Consider the following 22,244-nt stretch of genomic DNA (forward strand, 5'->3'; position numbering starts at 1 on the left):
TTGGCGACGTTTCTCGAGGTGGTGTTGGGGGTGCGGCCCGCGCAGGCGAAGGGGCGGCGGGTGGTGGATGAGGTGGTGGTGCCGCATGAGGTGCTGGTGGGGGTGTTGGAGGAGTTCGAGCGGTTCGCGGGGTTGGCGGGGCGGGGTGTGTCGGGTGCGGTGGAGGGGGAGTGGGGGGAGCGGTTCCGTGGGGTGATGCGGGCGTTCTCGGGGGGTGAGGGTTTGGAGTATGTGCGTGCTCTGGTGGCGGGGGCGGGGGAGTTGGCGTCGTTCGCGCGTGAGTATGCGGTGCAGGTGGAGAAGACGAATGCGTCGATCAAGTGGCATGCGTTGCGTCTGGTGGTGGAGATCGCGGCGGTGATGGCGCTGGCGTGGCTGAATCCGTTGGGTGCGTTGTTGCAGTTGTTGCGGTTGCAGGCGTTGTACCGGTTGTTGATGCAGAACATTTTGGCGCGGTTGTTGGTGTGGGTGGCGTCGCGTGCGGGTGCGATGGTGGCGGCGGAGACGGTGTTGGGGGTGGCGATCGAGAAGTTCTCGTTGATGGAGGCGGGGGCGAAGGGGTTCCGTACGCGGCGGGAGAAGGAGTATCTGCGGCAGGCTGCGGTTTCGGGTGCGGTGGGGGGTGCGGTGGGGTGGGTGCTGCCGGCGGTGGGGGGTTCGCTGGTGGGTGGGGTGCGCCGGTGGATGCGGGGTGCGGGCGGGGGGCCGGGGGGCCGGTTTCTGGTGCGGGAGCTGGATGAGGCGGTGAGCGACGGGCCGCCGGTGTCCGGCCGCGCGGTGACATCGTCCACTACTTCCTCTGCTTCGTCGTCTGTTGTGTCGTCGTCCGCGGTGGCTGCGGCTGGTGGGCGGGGTGTGGTGGGGGCGGTGGGGTCGGCCGGTGGGCGTGCTGTGGTGGGGGGTGTGGGGGAGGGGGTGTCGGGGTCCTTCGGGCGGGGGTTTGCCGTGTCGGTGGGGCGGATGGCGGATGTGCTGGAGAAGTCGTGGCTGGCGCCGGGGGTGCGGGGGCGGCTGGTGGGGGAGTTCGTCGAGGAGACGGGGGCGCGGTTCGAGCGGCATCTGGCCGGCCAGGTGGGTGGGGCGAGGGCGGCGCGGGAGCTGGGGCGGGCGTGGGCGCGGAAGTTCACGGCCGATTACGGGCGTCGTGGTCTGGGCGATGGCCTGTACCGGTTGCTGGGGGACACCCCGCGGCCGTTGTCGGGTCGGGTGCGGGAGTTGTTGTCGCATCGGGTGGTGGGTTTCACGGCGCCGGGGTGGTGGTCCAAGGGTGCTCTGGTGGTGGGGGTGGGTGCGGGTGGTGGTGCGGGTGCGTCGGCGTTGGCGGAGGGGGCCGGCAACGCGGCGTTGGGGATGGGGTTCAGTGTGTCGGGGATGGGTGTGGCCAACGGTGCGGTGGGGGGTGTGCTGGAGACCGGTGGGGAGATGGGGGCACACGGCGCGGTCGGTCATCTGAAGGAGACCCACGACCCGTTCAAGACCCTCCCCGAACTCCAGCCCACCCCCACCCGCCAGGAACGCTGGGACGCCTACCAGCAGGAACGCGACGCCTACTACGACCGCCTCCTCACCACCCGCGCCCACACCGCCCTTCCCACCGGGACACCCGTCACCCCTCCGCCCGGCACCTTCCCGCCCGGCGACACGGACGAACCGTCCACGTCCGCCGCCCCGCCCTTCACCCGCCTGTCCGACGAGGCGGGACAGCGGTGGCTGCGGCAGGAGTTCGTCAAGCACGTCGTCGACACCGACGGCGTACGTCTGCTCTCCGAAGCCGACGGAGACCCCGGCAAGACGGCCGAATCCGCCAGGACGCTCCGCCTGGAACACAACGACGTGGTCGACCGGGCCACCGCCTGGCAGGCCGAACGCCAGCGAGCCGATGAACAGTTCACGCGTGACTTCGACGCGGTGGTGCGGGAGGTCACCGGGGAACCGTTCGACGGCACGACCCCGGACCAGCGGCCGCCGGCGGCGGCAGGCGACGACCCCGCGCTCCACACACGGGCGGTGGCCGCGGCCCTGTCGATGCGGCCCGTCACCGCCGAGATGCTGTCGGGCGGAGTCATCACGCCGGCGGGCCCGCCCCTCGACCTCGCCACCCTGCGCAACCAACTGCGCGCCGAATACCTCCACGCCGTCGACCGGACCTACCTCACCCCCGCCACCCCGCCCCAGGCGCAGAACCCCGCCTCCCCCTCGGCCCAGACGCCCCCGGGGAGCCGGACGGGCGGCCCGACGACCACGGTCACCTCCCCGGAATCCGGCGGCGCGACCACCAGGAACGGACAGCTCCCGCCGGCCACGGTCTCCCACGGACCCGTCGGCGACCGCGTGGACGCGGCCGGCCTGGACCCCGACTCGCCGCTGGCCATGGAGTGGGAGGAAGCACAGCGGGAGGAGGCGAACACCTGGCGCGGCCCCGACACCGAAGCCCGGCTGGCCGAACTGAGGGACAACCTCACCCAGCGGGTCACCGAGTTCGTCGACCGCTCCCGCCAGGTCGAGGACGCCATGCGTGCCTTCGACCGGCTCGCCGACGAACTGCGGGACGACCTCACCCACAGCGCCGCCGTCGACCCGGACGCACTCGACCGCGTGCGGCAGGACGTCGAGACCGAACTGCGCGCCGCCCACCACGGTCTGGTCACCGGACACCCCGTCACCTCGTCCGGCACCACTCCGCCCGCCGCGGACCCGTCCGGCGAGCCCGCGACCCGGCGGGACGCGGAAGGCCTCGACGCCCGGTGGGAGAACCATCTGCAGGACGTCCTCGCGCCGGAGCAGATCCAGGCGCGACTGGACCTCGAAGCGACGCGCGCCCGCAACCTGGCCGAGGCGGGCACCGTCCTCGAGGAAGCGCTGGCCGCCAACGACGAGGACATCGCCGCGGGCGTCCCCCTGTCGGCCGCCGCCCGCGACCAGCTCACGGCGGAGTGGAACGACGTCGTCGTCCAGCGCAGCACCGAGGACTTCCTCGCCCGCCACCCCCACCTGCTCCTGTCGCCCCCCGCCCACTCCGCCCAGGCGGCGGACCGGCCCGTGACGCTGTCCGACGACGGCGCCCGTCCCGCGGCACACACCTCCCCCGCCAACCGCAGCACACTGCCGCGTACCTGGCAGGAGAGCCTGGCCGAGCTGAAGGCCACCGCCAGGGAACGCATCAACCACGCCTCCGCCCTGGAAACCGTCGCCCGACGGGCCGCCGACGACTTCCTCGACCTCACCGGCCATCCCGACTCACCGGCCCGGCGCCATGACATCGACACCGAGACCCTCACCGAGATCGCCCAGCGGTACCAGCGCGAGACCGCCCGCGCCTTCGACCTGATCTGGTCCCCCAACGACGACACCGGCAACCGGATCGACCACGTCACCGGGCCGCGCAGCCCGTTCACCGAGCGTCTCAGGCTGCTCCTCGACACCCCGCCCGTGCTTCCCGCCGGCACGGGGCCCGGCCCCGCGCCCTCGGACCGGACACCCGCCCCTGCCACGCCCCCCGCCCGGCCCCCGCTCGACCTGGTCTCCCGGGAGCCCGGCCTCCCCGACCGCACCACCGCGCCGGCCGCCCCGCCGGCCGGTCCGGCCCGCACCGACGACGCCGCCCCCGTCGACGGGTCCCGGGAGGCCGGTGACGTTCCCGCTCCGGAGGACGCTTCCTCCGCCGACGGACCCCGGCGGGTGGCGGACGCTTCGGCTCCGCAGGACGACGTCCTGTCCGGCCGTACGCGTCAGCAGGCCGGGGACGTCTCCACTCCGCGGGACGATGTCCCGTCCGGCCGTGGGACCCAGCGGGGCGAGGACGTTCCGGCTCCGCAGGACGACGCCCTGTCCGGCCGTGGAATCCGGAGGGTGGCGGACGTTCCGGCTCCGCAGGACGACGCCCTGTCCGGCCGTGGAATCCGGAGGGTGGCGGACGTTCCCGCTCCGGAGGACGACGCCCTGTCCGGCCGTGGAATCCGGAGGGCGGCGGACGTTCCCGCCCCGCAGGACGACGCCCCGGCCGACCGTACGCGTCAGCGGGTCGCGGACATCCTCGATCCGCGCCCCCCGGTCCCCGACGAGCCCAGGAACACCGGCACCCGGCGTCCCCCGGCGGGACAGGGCCCCCGTCCCCGGCTGCTGACCGTCCCCGGCACCGGGCGCGACGACGGTGCCGAGGCCCGGCAGGGCGACCACGTCCTCCTCCGTCTCGCGCTCGCCGAGGGGGACCGCACCGCCCTGTCCCCCGGGGACCAGGCATGGATCCGGCTCGTGGAGACGGGCGCCGTCCGTGTGGCCCCCTCCCGCGTGCCCGTGCTCCAGGCCCTCGGCCTCACCGTCCATCCCGCCCAGACCACCTACCAGTACCTCTACCGGCCCTCCGCCACCCGCCCGTCCACGGACGCCCCCCACCGGCCGCGGACCGTGAACACGGGCCGTGCCGTCCCCACCGGGGCGTTCGTCGAGGAGCCCGCCTCCCCCGCCGACGCCGTACCGGAAGCCGCCCAGGTGCGGGAGGACGCCCCCGCCCGGCCGGCCGCCGTGCGCTCCGGCGACGACGCGGACACCGGGCGCTATCCACGGCTGGACCCCGGGCAGCGGGAGGACGTCGCCCGGCGCCTGGCCGCGGCACGCGAGACGGTCGGGGCGCACCCCGACAGCGAGGCCCTGCTGCGCACCGCCGTGGACATCGTGGGCCCCGGTCACCAGCCTCCGCCGATCCTCCGCACGGAGCTGTCCGGACCGGAGAGCGACTACCGCGAGTTGTACGACCTCATCGTCCACGAGGTGGCGGCCGCGCTGCTCGGCCCTCCCCACGACGCCGACGCCCCGGACGCGCGGGCCCACGCGCGGCTGGTCTCCGACGGCCTGCGGGACGAGTTCGGCACCGGAGTGCGCCGCGGCGGGCTCCGCGGCGGTACCGCCCGGCCCGCGCAGGAGCGGGAGGACGACCCGCGTACGGACGGGCGACCCGTGGCGGGACCGTCGCGGCTCCGCGACCAGGAACTCGAAAGCGACCTCACCGGGAGCCCGGATCCGCTCGCCGCCGACGAGGGCCGTGACCAGGGGGAGACGGCCGCCCGGGGCCGTACGGTCGATGCCGACCCCCTGGCCAGGTCCGTCGCCATCACCCCCGCCGGTCTGCCGAACGCTGCCGAACTCGTCGCGGAGCTGCGGCGCATGACCGGCGAGATCGGCGGCCACGTCTCCGAGGACGAGTGGGCGGACCTGCCGGGCCACCTGCTGACCAACCTGCCCTACCTCCACTCCGGCTTCCTCATCACGCTGGGCGGCGTGGAGATGCTGATCACGCTCGACGCGCACGACCCGGTCGAGGTGGACGTCCCCCGGCACGTGGCGCCGTCGACCGGCACACGGCTCGCGCCGATCCCCGAGGAGGACACGGCCACCGGCAAGGAGGCGGAGCGCCCGGCGCGCCGGCACACCGGTGGTGTACAGGCCGCGCTGGCCACCGGAGCACACGTCGCGGGACACTCGGGCGCGACGAAGGCCGCCCGGCTCTCGGCCACGCTGGGCCTGGTGTTCGAACACCTGCGGGCCGGTCCCGGGTTCACCCTCTCGGACCAGCACAGCCGCGACACCTCCGTGACGCTCGACGCCGAGCGGGGCCGGGTCCAGGACAGCCGGACCCCGGGCCGGCTGCTGGCCTACCGCACCCGGTTCTCGGCGAAGGTACGCGCCGGCACGGACACCGTATGGCTCAAGGAGGCGACCCTCGGCCCGGAGGGGGCGGAGGAACTGTACGTATGGATGCCGGAGAACTACACACGGCCGGCCGGCGGCACCGTGCGCGCCCAGGACGCGGCCGTCGGCGACGGGACGTTCCCGCGGGTCTTCTACGCGTCCGGTCTGACCGCTCTGCCCGCACTGTTCGACCGGATCATCACAAGCCTGCGGAGGCAGGGCGTCGAACTGCCCACGGGCAGTGCCGCCCGCCGGAACCTGGTGGCCGAGCTGTGGAACCTCAACACCTTCCTCGACGACTCGGTGCGCGGCGGCCACCGGTTCACGCTGCAGGGCAACAAGAAGCCCAAGGCGGACATCGTGGTGCGGACGCGGGTGCTGTCCGCCCGCATGGTGGGCGATCCGTCGGACTCCACCCACCTGGAAAGCGTGAGCACGGGCATCGCGGGGACCGGGGGCGGACACAGGAACACGGCCGAGAGCGGGCTGAACGCCTCCTTCACCGCGAGCGCCGTCCCGCTGGAATTCCTCTTCGGCGACCCCTCGGTGGCGTTCGAGGCCTCGCTCGGCTGGTCCCGGAACCGCGGATTCGCGCACGGCTCCGGCCGTACGGGCCTGGACGTACGGGTGCACCGCTATGTGGGGCGCACCAACGGATACGCGGTGGAACTGGAACACACGGTCTCGGTCGCGGCGCGCGGACAGCAGCCCGAGGAACTGCGGCCGGTGACCGGGCGGGCGCTGCTGCGGCTGCCGGAGCCGGAGGCCTTCCGGCACGGCTACCCGGTGGAACGGTCCGCGATCAAGGACAGCGTCCTGTCCTCCCCCCTCGCCGACGCGGAGGGGGCGGCCCTCGTCCCCGGCGGGGAGGGGGCCCTGAAGCACCCGGCCGCCACCACGCGCGCGCAGGAGCCGCGACCGCCGATCTGGGTCGCGCGGGGACGCGGGTTCGGCGCCGGCCTGGTCCAGGTCGAGCACCGGACCGCCACCGAACTGCGCCAGAGGATTTACGACGCGCTCAAGCACCGGGGTTTCCTGCCCCTCGACCCGCGGGCACCGCTCGCCGACACCCGCGGCGGCAGCGACGCCAGGGCCGCCCGCAGCGCCAACCTGGCCCTCCTGGAGAAGTTCACGTCGACCCAGGCGCTGCAGTCCCTGGCCGACGAGATCCAGCAGGGCGGACTGGTGTTCACCCTCCGCCTGCCGCGCGAGACGGCCGGTGTCCGATGGGACATCGACGCCGCCCGGATCACCATCACGGCCCGGCAGCACGCCGGGCCGGAGTCCGAGGGACCCGTCGAGGACGTCCAGATCGTCAACCTGACCATGGGCATGGACACCGCCGCCCTGACGGCCGACCGGTCGCAGCGGATCAGGCTCGGCGGCCGGGCGCGGATCGCCTTCGGCCAGGTCCTGAAGGTCATCGGCACCGGCGCCGACGTCAGCAGGACCCTCACCAACGGCACCGGCGTGAACATGCTCACCAACGAGCCGCAACTGCTCGAGTACCGGGGGGCCGACCGCTTCGGCTACCTGCTCGACTACGACGTACGGATCGAACTCCAGCACGCCGGCCTGCCCGGGCTGATCCAGCCCGGGGCACGCAACCCCGTCGTGCCGCCCCTGACGGACCAGCGGACCCTGCTGCACCTGCTCCCCTTCACCCGGAGCGAGTCCGAGCCGTCGGACAACGCCCCGCCGCTGTCCGTGCTGGAGCAGTCCTACCTCATCTACCTCGACCTGCCCGATCTGCGGACGCGGGTCCTCGACCACCTGGACCGGCGGGGGCTCACCGGCCCGCAGGGACCGGCCGACCAGGAACTGAACCAGTTCCTGGGGCGCACGATGCTCACCGCCCACTTCACCGAGCTCGCGCACGGGCAGTACACCAGCGACCAGTTCTTCGACGCCGGCTTCTTCCGCGACACCACCGCGGCGGTCGACGTACGGGCCGACCTGCAGCGGGGGACCGAGTTCTACGGAGCCACCGCGGACCCCGCGGTCATCGGCCTGATCAAGCTCTACCTCAGCCAGAGCTCCTCCTTCCGCTCGCGCCAGTGGGGCCTGACGTGGGGCCAGCTGGACACGATGCTGGGCGGCCCGGTGCCGGACGGGGACACGGACGGGTTCCTGCAGGGAGGAGCGGACATCAGCCGGACCTGGGGATGGGCCGAAAGGCAGGCGCACCAGGACACAGGGGGTCTGGAACGGATCCAGATCAACATCAAACGGCTCTACCTCTACGGTCTGAAGGTCAGGGCGGGCGCCGGCGTCAACCTGGCCAAGGACGGCAAGTTCGTCCTCGCGCACCAGCGGGCGACGGAGATCGACGGGGGCACCGGCCTCGTGGTGGCCGGGGTGCCGGAGAACGTGGCGCTGTCCCACTACGCCTCCCTGGACCCCGGGGAGCGGCTGCCGGTGTCGGACCGTCAACTGGCCGACGCGGCCGGGCGCTGGCGGACCGGAGAGCTCGCGCTGGGCGGGAACACCGTGGCGGGCCTGCTCACCCGCTGGCAGGAGAGCCGGGCCGGCGCCCGGCCTCCGGTGACGGAGGAGGCCCCTGCCCAGGGGGACCGGCACACCGGCCGGGACGGCGCCGGCGGACCCGCACGGGCCCAGGAGCCCGTCACCCCCGCGGCACTGGCCGCCGTGCTCGTCGAGCGCCACCACAGCGGCGAGACACCCGTCCTCGACCCGGACCACAGGGAGAGGTTCCGGGAGGTGTTCGGGCTGGTGCTCGACGATCCGTCACAGCAGCGGGAACAGCCGGCCCCGCCGGAGTACCTGAAGGGCACCGGGACCACGGGGGACCGGCGCACGCTCGGACACGCGGGCGTCCACAGCCTGGTCCTCCGCGACCGCGGGGAGAAGGCCACCACCGTCTTCGGCATGGTGCGCGACCTCGTGGACCGGGCGGCCCCCGGTCTGCTCACCGCGCGCACCGAGGTATGGACCGAACGCCCCCGCGACCTGGCCGAATCGCTGTTCCCCGACATACGCGTCGGCCGGCTCCAGGGAGGACTCAACGCCCTCCAGGCGCTCTTCGCGCACGGCCGGGAGGGCACCCTCCTCGAGGAGGCGCTGTCCGCCTCCGGTCTCACCCTGTACCTGTACAACCCCGGCGCCACCGGGTCGGGCAACAGCGCGTGGAGCCTTCCCTTCCGCGACTTCGTGCAGGTCACGGTCCAGCTGCGGCTCAACCCCTCCTTCCGCGCCGTCGAGTTCGTACCCGATTCGGGCCTGGAGAACTACGCGCACGACTACCACAACACGAGCGACGAGAAGTCCCTCACCGTCTCCCAGGCCTTCACCGTCGGCCGCCTCGGCGGCGGCGAGAGCGGCAGCGCCTCGGCGACGGGAGGCCTCGCCTTCAGCGCCTCCCACGGCAGGAACCGCTCGTCGACCCGGCAGGTGACGGAGGAATCCACGGTCTACGCCCACGGCGGCACCGACATCATCGGCATGGACGGTGAGGTCGTCGTCACCGTCGAGCGCAGGAACATCTCGACGAGCCCCGTGAACAACGCCGTCGTCACGCGCTCCCGCGGACGGCACCCCGAGCGCTCCACCCCGCTCACGGCCCGCGCGGACGCGCGCCTGCACCTGGAGCTTCCGCCCGGGCTCGCCCGGTTCGGAGAGTTCCAGGGGCCTCGCGGACCACGGCTGCTGTCACCGGTCCCCGCGCTGCCGAAGGACGCGTACCTGCTGCCCGTCCTGGTGGACGACGCCCTGCCGGTCGCCGAGTCGCTGCTGCGGCGCGTCTTCGGCCACGACGCCGAGGGCGACGGCCTCAGGGCCGCGGCGCGCAAGGCGGTCACACGCCTCACCGGCTCGCACGACCGGTCGATCCTCAGCCTGAGCCTGCCCGCGCAACTGGGCCGGCACCAGACCACCCAGCTGGTGCGGCGGGCCGTCACCGGCGGCTCCGCCCGGCTGACCGACGTCCAGCTGGCCGGCGACTCCCGGACCGCGGAACTGAGGCTGTCGGCCGAACTCGTCGACCTCACCGTGCTCGGTCCGGTGGCGGGCAGCGGCACGGGCCGCTACTCCAAGCACCAGGACGGTACGTCGGTCCGGCGCGGCGACAACCACTGGCGGCCGTCCGGCAGCGCGTCGCCGAACGTCGTCACCGGGGACCACCAGCCCGGCCTCGAGAACAGCTCCTTCGACCTCCCGCACTCCCGGGTCACCAGCAGCGGTGTCGCCGGCACCGGCAACCGCAACTACCGGCGCGAGCAGCACGTCAAGCAGCAGGGGCCGACCATGCTGGTCAGGTTCCGCGCCCGGATGCACCTCGAGGGCCGCGAACACACCCCGCGCCTGATGAGGAAGGACCTCATCGGCCCCTGGCACACCAGCCGTGACTTCGGCGGCGACGTCTACGCCGAACTGCACGAGGACGAGATCGCGCGGCTCCGTGAGGACCTCGCCGACCGCCGGCGCGTCGTCCGGCGGGAGGAAGAGGGGTGGCGCCGTCTCGCCGGGGCCGAACCCGTGCCCGCGGCGGCGCTCCTGCTCGACGCCGCGTCCGTCGACACCGGCCGCCTGCACGAGGCGCTGGCCGCCGCGCTGCGCGAACGGGTCCCCGACCCGGGCGGCGCCGTCGCGCTGCGGCTGGACCTGGACGACCTCGAACAGGCGGCGCTCGAGCGGACCCGGGACTGGGCCGCCGGCGTCCACGGTGTCGAGGAGCCGCGGAGCGCGGACGGCGGGTCCACCACCCCCGCGGCGCGCGTCCAGCGTCTCCTCAGGGCCGTCAACAGCGCCACGGCGACCGCGACGGGCGGCCCGGTCAGGCCGCCGGCCGCGGCACGCGTCCTCGGCCTGCCGCACGACCACCTCGTGCGCGGCATCGCCTTCGAACTCGGGGCCCACGTCCGCCTGGACCTCGTCCGCGCCGGCCGCCCGGTCCACACCCGCTGGGCCGACCCCTGGGGCTTCGTCCACGCCTTCGACCCCGCCGACCCGCAGGCCCCCGGACGGCGGTCCCTCAGCGCACACCAGGCCGCCGGGGCCGGCCTCCTCACCGCGGCGCAGCGCGACCGCGCCGAGCGGCTGGGCCTGACCCCGGACGAACTCGCCGGGCTGTACCGCACCTCCTGGGACGGCGGCCGGGACTTCGCCTCGGTGCTGGACGCCGAGGCCGAGCGCCGCGAGTCCCGGCTCGCTGCCGTCCACGCCGGACTGCCGGAGGTGCTCGGACGGCTGTGGCGCTTCACCACCGGCGACCGTGCCGCGCTTCCCTCCTCCCTGGCCGGGGCGGTCCCCCGCGCCGACGCCACGACGCTGCTCACCGGGCTGCGCGCCCTGGCGCGGGGCGAGGAGGAGATCACCACCGAGCGCCGGGCCCTGCTGACCGCCGTGACCGGCGAGATCCTCGGCCTGCCCGCCCTCGACGACGGCGCCTGGACCGCGCGGATACGGGCCCAGGACCTCCGGGACGACGCGGACGGCGCCGGCGCGCGGCCGGCGCCGTCGGGTGACGACCTGCGGCTGACGGCCGCGTTCCGACCGTGGAACGGTCCGCTCCACGCCGACCTCGAGATCCTGCGCGACCGGCTGCGCACCGCCGGCAACGGCGCCCGGTCCCTGGTCTTCGTGCCCCCGTCCGAGGGGAGCGGCGCGGACAGGCGGCACGTACTGCTCCAGGCGCTCAACCAGCGGGGCGAGATCCACTGGTACGACCTGGGGGCGCAGCGGGAGACGGAGGAGCCGCGGCACCTCCCGTCCGGCTCCTTCGACCTCGACGCCCGGGGGACGGTCCTGGCGGCGCCGGCGCGGCTGCGCGCGATGGGGGAGGACGCCGCGGTCCTTCCCTTCCTCGCGCTGGGCGCGCGGCTCGACACCGACCGGCTCCACCGCGCGCGGGCGGCCGCGACCGCCGTGGACGCCGTGGAGCCGGACGGCCTGCGGCGGCTCCTGGAACTCGACGGGCGCGGGCACGTCCCCGACGCGCGCGACCTGGCCCGCCTTCCCGGCTCCCGCCACCAGGCGTGGGAGCAGTACGTACGGGCCAGGGAGAACCTCGCGCGCACGGAACTGCGCCTGCGTGTCCACCGCGCGCCGTCCCCGCTCGCCGGCGCCACCGCGTCCGCGGCCCTGGCCCGTCCCCCCGCGCTCGCGGACCCGGTCGCCCTGGCGGCGGCGCGGCTGCGGCTGTCGCTGGCGGAGGCCGCCCTGCACGCCTGGGGCCACGACGACCCGGCGGCGCTGCTGCGCCGTCTGCCCGGCCCGGCCGGGGACACCCCCGGGGAGCCCGCGGACCCGTCCGAGTCCGAGCCGGCGGACTCCACCACCGCGTACACGGTGGACCTGCCCGAACACGGCGCCGCGGACCTCTTCCGCCGGGTGCGCGCGCCGCGCCCCGCGGACGACGGCGCGTCCGCCGGGGAGCCGGTGTCCGTCGTCCGGCCCGTCGCGCAGGGCGCCCGTCCGCCGCTGCGGGTCTCCGCCGACGGCACGATCGCCGTACCGCACCACGGGGACAGCCAGGAGGTCTTCGCCTCGCCGCCGGTCGTGGAGCGGGCCAGGGCCGGACTGGCGGCGGCCCGCAGCGGCATCGACCTCGCCGTGGACCGGGAGGTCACCGTCACCCTCCACGGCGGTGGGCAGCCGCTCGTGCGCGTCCGGCCCGTGTTCCGCGAGGAGCCCTCGGAGGTGGGCGAGGAGCTCGCGGCCCAGGTGATCGGCGGCCCGCCGGACCACCTCGTCCTGCGGGACGCCCACGGGGCGGTACGGGTGGTTCCCCGGAACGGCGCCGAAGGCCCCGCCGTCCGGGCCCTCCTCGACGCCGCGGTCGACGCCCCGGCTTCGTCCGTTGCCGCTCGCCCCGCTCCCGCCGTCGTCCGTGCCGAGGTCGGGGAGGCGTACCGCGTCCCCCGGACGGACGGCGGCCCGGCCGGCGACTGGGCCTCGGTGATCCTGCGGAGCGAGGACGGGCGCTCCCACGTGGTGCTGGAGACACAGGCACGCCGGGAGGAGGAGCGGGCCGTCGCGGAGGCGGTGGAGGAGGGTCTACGACGGCTCGCCGACCCGGCCGGAGTCGAGGAGGGGGAGACGGAGCCCGGCACCGACGGGCCGTCGGCCGACGCCGTCGTCACGGCCGCCCGCGAGGTGGTCCGGCAGGCCCTGCGCCGGCTGGAGTGGGCGCGTCGTGACCTCCTGGACGCCTCCGGCACCCAGGAGGGTCCCGGCCCGGCCGGCGGGGCCTTCGAGGAGGCGGAGCAGCGGCACGCGCGAGCCGTGCGCGAGGCGCGTCTGGCGGTGCGGGAGCTGTCCCGCGCCCAGGGGCTGCCGGAGCCCGCCGGTCTGTGGCGGCTGCGCCTGGTCACGGACGAGCCGGCGGCACCGGTCACCGGGGAGGACGCCCCCCACGACGCGCGGGCGGCGGCCTCCTTCGTCGGCGGGCACGCCTTCCCCCGGGGCGACCGGACGGTGTTCGACTTCGGGGAGGGGACCACCGTCCTCTCCCCGGACGCCCGGCACCGGCTCGCCGGCCTCGCGGAACGCGTCGCCGAGATCGCGCACTGGAACAGCCGGCACGGGCTCCCCCGCCCCGTGGTCACCCTCTCGGCAGGCGCCAACGGCCGCGGCTCCACCCTGCTGCGGCTCGCGGAACCCGGCCGGGCGCGGAGCGTCGCCGGGCGCCGCCTGGAGGAGCTGCGCTCCGCTTTCACGAACGCGTTGACGGACCGGCTGGACCACCTGCGCGGCGATCACGCCGCCCTCGACGGTCCCGCGGCGCCCGACGACTTCGTCGACCTGCGGCTGGTGAACCGCGGACGCGACCTGGCCGGGATGCGTCCCGCGCCCGAGGACACGGCGCGGAACCGGCCGGTCGGGGCCCCCGTGCTCCGCCGCAGAGCCCTGGTCCTGGTCGACCCCCACCCGGAGACGCCCGGGGAGACCGTGAGCACGGCTGAGCCGGTCGACGAGGCCCGGCGTACGGTCGGGTCGGTCGGTGAGGACCGGCGGGAGGCTCAGAGCACGGTCGACCTCCAGTTGGAGGCGTCCGGGGAGGCCCGGCGTACGGCTGGGCCGGTGGGCGAGGACCGGCGGGAGGCCCGGAGCACGGTCGACCTCCAGCCGGAGGCGTCCGGGGAGGCCGTGAGCACGGTCGGGTCAGTGGGTGAGGACCGGCGGGAGGCCGCCGAGGCCCCTGTGGTACGCGAAGAGGAGACGTCGGGCACGCAGGTGCTCCCCGGCGCCCCGGACGAGGTGACGGAAGCGCCGGCCGGAACGGCGCAAGCCCTGTCGCCGCGGCCCGACTCCGCCGACCGGGCCCGTAGCGCCGAGGTTCCCGCCGCCGACGCGACCGGGCCGGCCGCGTGGGCCGGGCGGTTCGCCGAGGCGGAGCGGTGGGCGGGGAAGAAGCCCGAGAGCTGGTACGAGGAGCAGGCCGGGCAGGTCGTACGGGCCTACATGGCCGAGCACCGTCCTCCCGCCGTGATCCGGGACGCCGACCTGTCCCCCGCCGAGCGGGAATACGCCAGTCTCTTCGACAGCATGGTCCAGCGCCTCGTGTTCGTCCTCCACCGCGACGGCCCGCAGGCGGCGCTGGCGGAGTCGTCGTCCATGGCGGAGGCCTTCGGCACCGCGTACACGGGCGGACTGCGCGCGGGCATGCCGCCGCGGACGGCCCGCCCCTCCGCCCTTCCGGAAGCGGCGCGGAAGGCCATCGACAAGACCGTGGCGCTGGCTCCGGCCCTGACGCGCGAGCTGGTCGGCGCGTCGCCCGCAGCGAGTTCGATCACCACGATGCGGACCTGGCTGGAAAACGCCGTGGCCGCCGTCGGATGGGACGACGGAAGGCCCCTGGAACACCTCCTGCGGGCGGCCATCAGCGTTCCGGCGGGCGGAATCTACGAGAACCCGGCGAAGCTTCTCGAGTTCCCGCACCTGCTGGCGGCTGCCGCCCGGCATCGCGGCGTCGCCGAACTGCTGAACACCAGTCCCCACCTCATCTCCACACTGGTGCAGGCGCCCAGTCTGGTCCAGTACTTCTACGACGTCGGCCTGGCCGAGGCGCTGCCGTTCGAGGTGGCGCGGGCGCTGGACAACGCGGACGTGGTGAGAACGCTCGAACGCCATCCCCGGATGCGTACCGACATGGCCTACGCGCTCACGGTGCTGGGCCAGCCGGGCATGACGGCCGAGGTCCTCGAAGGCTGGCTCCACGAAGGACTGAGTCCGGACATCCCGACCACGTTGGTGCATTTCGACATCATCCGTGCGGCGATGCTGGAGCTGGGCAACGGCGAGCGGGTGCGCCGGGTGCTGAGTGAGAGCGGGCTGATGCATGCACTTACCGACGCCATCGTCGACAACCGTCTCGTACCGAGGCTCCCGATCGCCAAGGTCCTGGGGAACACGGACCTCGTCTCCCGTCTGCGGAGCAGGCAGATGCTGTGGCCGGTGCTCTTCTCCGTGCCGGGGGCCCATGCCGCGCTCCTGGAGGACTCCCCACTGCGGCGCCTGCTGCTCGACAACGCCACGCACGATCTCATGATCGTTCTCCCGTACGCCTCCCGGCTCGGCGAACGCCTTCTCAAGGACCCCGAGTTCCTCAGGGAAGCCACGGAGAACGAGGCGGTCGCGCGGCTTCTCATGGCGCAGCCGAAGTTCTTCGACGACGTCGCCGACGCCGAGCTGGCGGCGGCGCTGAGGACGGCGGGTGCCGGTCCCGTGCGGGAGCGGACGGCGACGCCGCCGACCGCGGACGAGATCGACACACTGCCGGTGGGAGAGCTGCTCGACCGGCTGGTGGCGTCCGACCCCGTCTGGAAACACGTACCCGACGTCAACAAGTCGCTTCTGACGGCGCTGACGAAGGATGAGAAGCTGGCGCGCGTCGTCGTGCGAGACCGGATGGAACCCCTGCTCGTCCCCAACATCCTCGACGACGGTGGGCGACAGCAGCACCGGCTCTGGTGGCTCGACATGGTCCGGCCCGTCGTCCTCTCCTCTCCCGAGGGGGTGGGCCGCATCGTGGCGATGCATCCGCAGCTGTCGTTCTACCTGTCGGAAAAGTCCATCACGGTGAAGACGGCGCGTGAGAGCTCCCTGAAGGACGTCGAGTACTTCGCGAGCACGAGCTCGACGCAAGATCAGTGGCGGCCGGACGCGGTCCCGCTCGCACTGGCGTGGCGGAACGTCGACAATGCCCTGCAAGTCTTCACCAAGGGGTCCCCGTCGCTCGAGGACGAGCTCCTGGTGCGCGAACCCCGCGTCTTCACCCCGATGGTCCGGCCGCAGGACACGATGTTCTACCTGCTCGCCTACCCGACCGGTCTGAACGCGCAGATGAGGCAGGCCCTGCTGTCCGACGAGGTCGGCCTCGTTCCCGTACTGCTGAGGCATCCCGCGCTCGTGGCCCCCTTCCTGCCGGAGCGGGACGACGAGATTCCGCCCTACCTGGTGCGGACGGTCGAGAACCTCCAGCGGGTTCCGGGACTCATGACCCGTCTGTACGAGTCCGACGTCCGGCTCGGAGCCCGGCACTGGAAGCTCCTGTGGGACGACACCGACCTCATGTCGGCTCTGCACGCGAGCATGACCATGGACGATTCCCGCGCGTTCGACGCCCTCACGCGGGAGCCGGGCCTGCTGGCGGCGGCGATCATCCGCCCCGAGGTGGGCAAGGAATGGAACAAGGAGCCCAGGAGCTGGCAGAAGACGGCGGCCACGGGCGGCACCGCCCTGCGCAGCAGGATCACGCAGAAACCCCGGAGCTACACCGAGGAGGGCATGCCCCTCGACCCCGCCCTCCAGGAAGCACTGAAGATCCTCCGTTCCAAGCGGTCCCGGGACCAGGTGGTGCGCGACCTGGGGCAGGCGGTGCCCGGGGAGACCGGCGGCCTCGCCGTCACCAAGCTCGCGGAGGCTTCCGACGAAGTGCACAGCAGTCTGCGCGAGCCGCGCAACGAGGCGCTCGCCCAGGCCTTCCTCACCGAACCGGTGCTCTTCGACGTGGTGCGGGAACGCCCGGAGGCGCTGCGCCGCATGGAGTGGGACGACGACTTCCAGTACCAGGCGACGGTCGATCCGCACTTCCTCCGCGTGATCACCGCCTACGAGTACCGGTACACCACCTATGACACCGCGCCCCGGTTCAAGGCCCTGGCCGGTCTGTCCCCGGCGCTGCGCATGATGACACGGCACAACCCTTCCCTCGTGCACGTGTTCGGGCACCACGGCGACTATCTCCTCAAGCGGGGCGAAGGACTGCGGGTACGCGAGCTGCTCGTGAGGAGTCCGGACATCGTCAACGGCCTGGCGATGACCAACCTGGACGCCGGCAAGGCGAACATGGAGCGTCTTGCGGAGACGGCGACCGCGGACCGGATCACCAAGGCCCGCCCCCTGCTGCAGGCAGCGGTCATACAGGCGGAGGGCCGGCTCGAGGACCTGACGCAGCTGCGGACCGAGGACGAGAGCGCCCTGGCGTCCGTCCCCGAACTGCAGAGGACACTGTTCCTGAACGCGAAGGTCGTCTCCGCGAAGGGGGAACTGCTCTCCCTGGCACAGGACCGTGACCTTCTCGACCTGCTGGGCCGGCACCCGGATCTTCCGGCCTGGGCGCTGGGCGCGGGCCCACAGCGCTGGGAGACCGTCAAGAGCATTCCGTACGTGCTCGCCGTGCTGAGCGAGCTGCCCCGGGACAAGTGGGCGGTCATCGAGGCCCCCGCCGTCCTGCGGGTCCTGAGAGAGCACCCGCGGCTGACACGCGCGCTGGCGGGCGACGAACATCTGCGTGATCTGCTCATCGGCTCCGTCGCGCTGCGCGGTCTGCTGTTCCCCGCCGGTCCGGCCACGGCCCCGCCCGCCCGCGCGGACGGTACGCGCACCCGGCGGAGCGGGCGGCCCCGTACGACCGGCAGGGCGTCGGCCCTCGAGGCCCTGGCCTCGTCGCCCGTCCTGGTCAAGGGGCTGCTGAGGCACCGGGTGCTGATCGACGAGGCGATCGCCGACAGCACCGTGTGGCGGGTGATGGTCCGCAACCCCGAGCTGTCGCGGCTGGCCGACTCGAGGCTGCTTCGCGCACTGTCCTGGTACCCCGCCGTGGCCGAGACCCTGGCGACGCAGGACTGGAACCTCGACGCGGAACGCGCCGGGCTGCTGCACCAGGCCCTGCGGGTCAGGGCCCTGGTCCGCCTGCTGGCGGACCAGCCGGCCTCCTTCACCGCGGCCTTCGCCCGCCACCCCGAACTGCAGCGGCGCGCCCTGAAGGACAGCGACTTCAGCACAGCCGTCAGGGCCCTGCCGCCGCAGCTCCTGTCGACGGCGGACAACGGGGACCCGAGCGAGCTGCTCGCGGCGCTGTCCTCGTTCCGCGCCGGGCGGGCCGGCGGGGACACCGCCGCGTCCGCGGCCGTCCCGCGGGAGACTCCGCGCACGGACGGAACCGTGCAGGAGGAAGCGCGCGGCCCCGTCGCCGAACGGCGCGCGGAGCCGGATCCCGCCGGGGCACAGGCCGCTCGACCCGCACCGGAACCCGAGCCGGCCCACCTGATCACGCCGGAGGTCGCCGACCAGCTCCTCGCCTTCGCCCAGCTGGGGGCGCTGCTCACGGAGAGCCCCGAAATGCTCCCCCTCTGGGAAGAGACGCCTTCCCTGGCGTACGAGGCGGGCAGGGCCGGTGATGCCGAACCGGCGGTCACGTTCGCCGGGTACCTCGAGCGGAGGTTCGCGCCCCAGGAGGGGACGTCGCAGGAAACGTTCCGCAAGGCGTTCGAGAAGTACACGGCCGAGATCGGAGCCGGTTTCTCCGACTCGCCGCACCGGCGCACGGCGCGCGGCCTGGCGGCGCGGGCGTGGGACCGGAGGGTCGCGCGCTGGCACGAGAAGAACGAGAGGGAGCGCAAGGAGGCACAGGAGCGGCTCAAGGGGTTCCACCCGGTCAAGCCCGCGACGTGGGTGCACAGCGGGCGGGTCGTGTACTCCCGGGGGCTGGGGGCGTCCTCGTTCACACCGCAGCAGATGAGTGTCATCGAACGCCTCGCGACATCCACCCAAGGGGTACGTGAGGACCGCATCGCGGTCAACAGCAAGCTGCACGCCCACCTGGACAGCGGCAGCGGCGGCCTCTCCTTCTACTACGGACCGACACCGGACGGGAAGGTCGACCTGGTCGTCTACGCGGTCAGCCACGCCCGGCAGGCGAACAACTACCAGTGGGCCGGCGCCGGGGCCACCTATGTGGCAGGGCCGCTGGCCCTCCCCGAGGACCAGCACCTGGATCACTACCGGAGGCAAGCGGCGGCCGTCGCCACCGCCGCCCGCACCACCTTCACCGCGTCGCCCGCGCCCCGGCCGGTCGCCGAGGCGGTCTGGGAGGCGGAGACGCGCCGTGTCGAGCGGCTGGGCCGGGCCCTCGTCGCCCTGCACGGTGCGCTGGACGCCGTCAAGGCCGCTCCCGCGGACCGTGCCGCCGCCGGCCGCTGGGCCACCGCCCTGACCGAGCTGCCGGCGCACGGCATCGACCCGGGAGCGGTGGCGCTGTACGCGGCGGACGAGGACACCGTGCGCCGTGCCGACGAGATCCTCGCCGCGACGCCGGCGGGCGGGGACACCGACGGTCACGCCCGCGAGGCGCGCCGGGCGGCCGTGGTGTACACCCTCGACGTCGCCGGCGCGGAAGCCGCCGCGACCGTCGCCGCCGTCCTCGGGGAGCGGACGGCGAGGACCGCCGCCACGGGGGCCTCGAAGGGAGAACAAGGGAGACAGGACGGCAAGGGCTCGAAGAAGGGCAGGCAGCGGGGGAACCGGGACCTGGGCCAGGCCCGGACCGCCGAAGCGGCACCGGCCGCTCCCGCGCATCCCGCCGCCGACGAGTGGGCCGGACGCTTCGCCGAGGCGCGGAAGGCGCTGGGCAAGAAGAGCCAGGAGTGGTACCAGCAGCGGGCGCGGGAGGTGATCAAGCAGCACATGACCGTGCACCGGCCCCCCGTGATCATCCGTGACGGCCTGACCCCCGAGGAGAAGAGCTACACCGAACTCCACTCCGCCATCGTGAACCGCCTCGTGTACGTGCGTGACCTCCACGGACCGCAGCAGGCGCAGGAGGAGTCGGCGGCGATGGCCGACGCCTTCGGCACCAGGGTGAGGGAAGGCCTCCTGGGAGGCATGCCGCCCGTGGCGCAACGCAGGCCGGTGCTGTCCCCGCAGATCCAGGCGGCCATTCGCCAGGCCGCCCAGACCGTCGACCTGTCCAGGGTCCCCGTGAGCCAGGCGGACCTGACCCGCATCCGGCAGGTCCATCTGCCGACCATCACCGAGGAGAGGCTGGCGGCGGCGATCCAGGAGAGCGGTCTCACGGAGGAGGACGCCCTCACCAGGGTGCCGGACCTCGTGAAGGTGCTGACCTACACCCCGAAGACGCCGCAGACGCTCGTGAACATGCTGCTGCACAACCCGTCCCTGCTGGCGGCCCTGGGTAGGTACGATCACATCTTTTTCCTGCTGTTCCACCACCCCGAGATCGTGGAACGGCTGAGTGAAGCCCCGAGTCTGGTGGCCGATCTCGCCAAGTACGGCATGTCGAACTTCAAGGACGAACACGCTCTCGGTGACGTGCTCGGAAGGGAGGAGATCGTCCGGCTGCTCAATTCCAACAGGCAGATCAGCAACGTCGTCCTCCCCTATCCCGACCTGCTCCACTCGGTCGGCGGCCGCGTCGACCTGATCAAGCAACTGGCCCAGCAGGGTACGCAGTTCGCCAGCGTCCTCCACAACTTCCCGGCTCTCGGAAAAGCCCTCCAGGAAGCCGCGAACCCCAGTGAGGCATCGTGGCGGATCAGCAGAGAACTCACGCTGGTGGCCACGCTCTCCATGTTCGGCCAGAACGGAACCAAGGTGCGTGGGGACTTCCCCTACGAAGTGCTCCTCACCCACCGTGAACTGCTGCCGGCGCTCCGGCCGCACGCCCGGTTGTGGCCGCTGATACTCACAGCGCCGGGCTGGCTGGAGGCGGCGCAGGAGAGCCTGCGCTCCGGTGACGGCCTGGGCCGCCTCACCGCCGTACTGCGCTCCGAGCACCTCGTCGACGTACTGCCGCAGGCGCCTCGGATCGCCGCCCGTCTCGTCACCGATCCGGCCCTGCTGGAGGCGGCGACCGCCAATCCCGATGCCGCGACGCTCCTCTCCTGGGATCCCGCGCATTTCGACGGGATTCCGGACGGAGAGCTGCTGACGGCGCTGAGGGAAGCCGTCGCACCCGTGCCCGTCGGTGCCGCCCCCTCGGCGGACGAGATCGCCTCCCTGGGCCCCGAATACCTGGCCGACCGCCTCACCTCATGGCATCCGGGCTGGACGTTCCTCCTGGCCGACGCCGACGCCCGCCACGCCGCCGTGACCGTGCCCGGGCTGCTCAAGAAGCTGGCCGAATGGGGGGAGGACATGCAGGCACACCTGATACGTCCGCTGCTTTCCCCGGCCGCCAGTCTGTTCATCCGTTATCGGCGTGACGCGGTCGCGCACGTTCCCGTGCAGCACCTGAAGACCGTTCTGACGGTGCTCAGGCTTCTGCCTCTGTACTCGGTCGGCAAGGACAACGAAGCCGAATTCGCGGCCGTCAGGAGGCGCGCACAGGAGGAATTCGAAAAATTCGAGAAGGCGATGCCGGGGCTGTTGTTCAGTCATCCGCACTTCATCGAGATCTTCCACGGGAGTTATACGTGGCGCTATCTGGAAGAGATACCCGGTCTCCGGGAGGCGATGATCGAGGACCCGCGTCTGACGGCCGCCGCCGCGGAGTCCTCCGGCGCCGTCGCCCTGCTCCTGCACAAGGAGCCTTCCGCGCCGGCCGCGCTGACCTCCGAGGACATCGGGCTCCTTCCCGTGCTCGCCCGGCATCCGTCTCTGGCGGCGGGCCTCGTAGGGGACGGCTCCCTCGACGAGGTGGTGGGCCGGCTCGAAGCCGTTCCCGGACTGCTGCGGTATCTGTCCGAGACCGTGCCCGGCCTGTCCGCCGACCACTGGCGGCGGCTGTGGGACGACGCGGACCTGCTGCGCGTGCTCCACCGGAACACGCTGTCGGGGCCCTCGCCGTCCGACACCGCGCGGGTGCTGCTGGAGAACCCCCGGATCCTGGCGGAGGCCCTCGCCCGGCCCGGGTTCGCCGCGGCATGGGCGGCGCGCCCCGAGGAGTTCGACACCGCGGCGGCCGCGCCGCCGAGCAAGAAGGGAGTGCGCGGCCAGGCCCTGCTGCACAGGATCCGTGATCTCGGCGACGCCGAACTGGACCCCAGCGGATTCCCCGTCGACGTGTCCCTGAGGCCGGTCGTCGACCTGCTGGCCTCCCCCGACGCGCCTCGGCCCGACACCCTGCGCAAACAGCTGCGGAAGATCTCCCCGCCCGTCGACCAGGCGGAGATCGACCGGATCGTCGGTGTGTACGAGGAGGTGTCCCAGAACGCCGATCTGGCGCAGGCCGTCCGCGGCGACGCGGCGCTGGCGTACGCCGTCGCCTTCGTTCCCGGTTTCCGCACCCTTCTCCAGGCCGATTCCATGGTCCTGGAACTGTGGCACCACAACCCCGAGGCCGTGCGGCCCCTGCTGAA

1 protein-coding gene (only partly in view) is annotated in these 22,244 nt (G+C 73.4%); it reads left to right on the forward strand.

Annotation, left to right across the window (positions count from 1 at the left end; translation table 11 throughout):
* Nucleotides 1-22,244, forward strand: the 5' portion of a protein-coding gene (locus ACH5AO_RS23520; RefSeq protein ID WP_398927869.1) for a hypothetical protein. 4,987 nt of this gene lie beyond the right edge of the window; the window shows 22,244 of its 27,231 coding nt (coding positions 1-22,244); the start codon lies at nucleotides 1-3; its stop codon lies off the right edge, out of view.

Origin of the sequence: Streptomyces sp. NPDC018964 (assembly GCF_044390325.1) — a bacterium.
Taxonomy (GTDB): domain Bacteria; phylum Actinomycetota; class Actinomycetes; order Streptomycetales; family Streptomycetaceae; genus Streptomyces.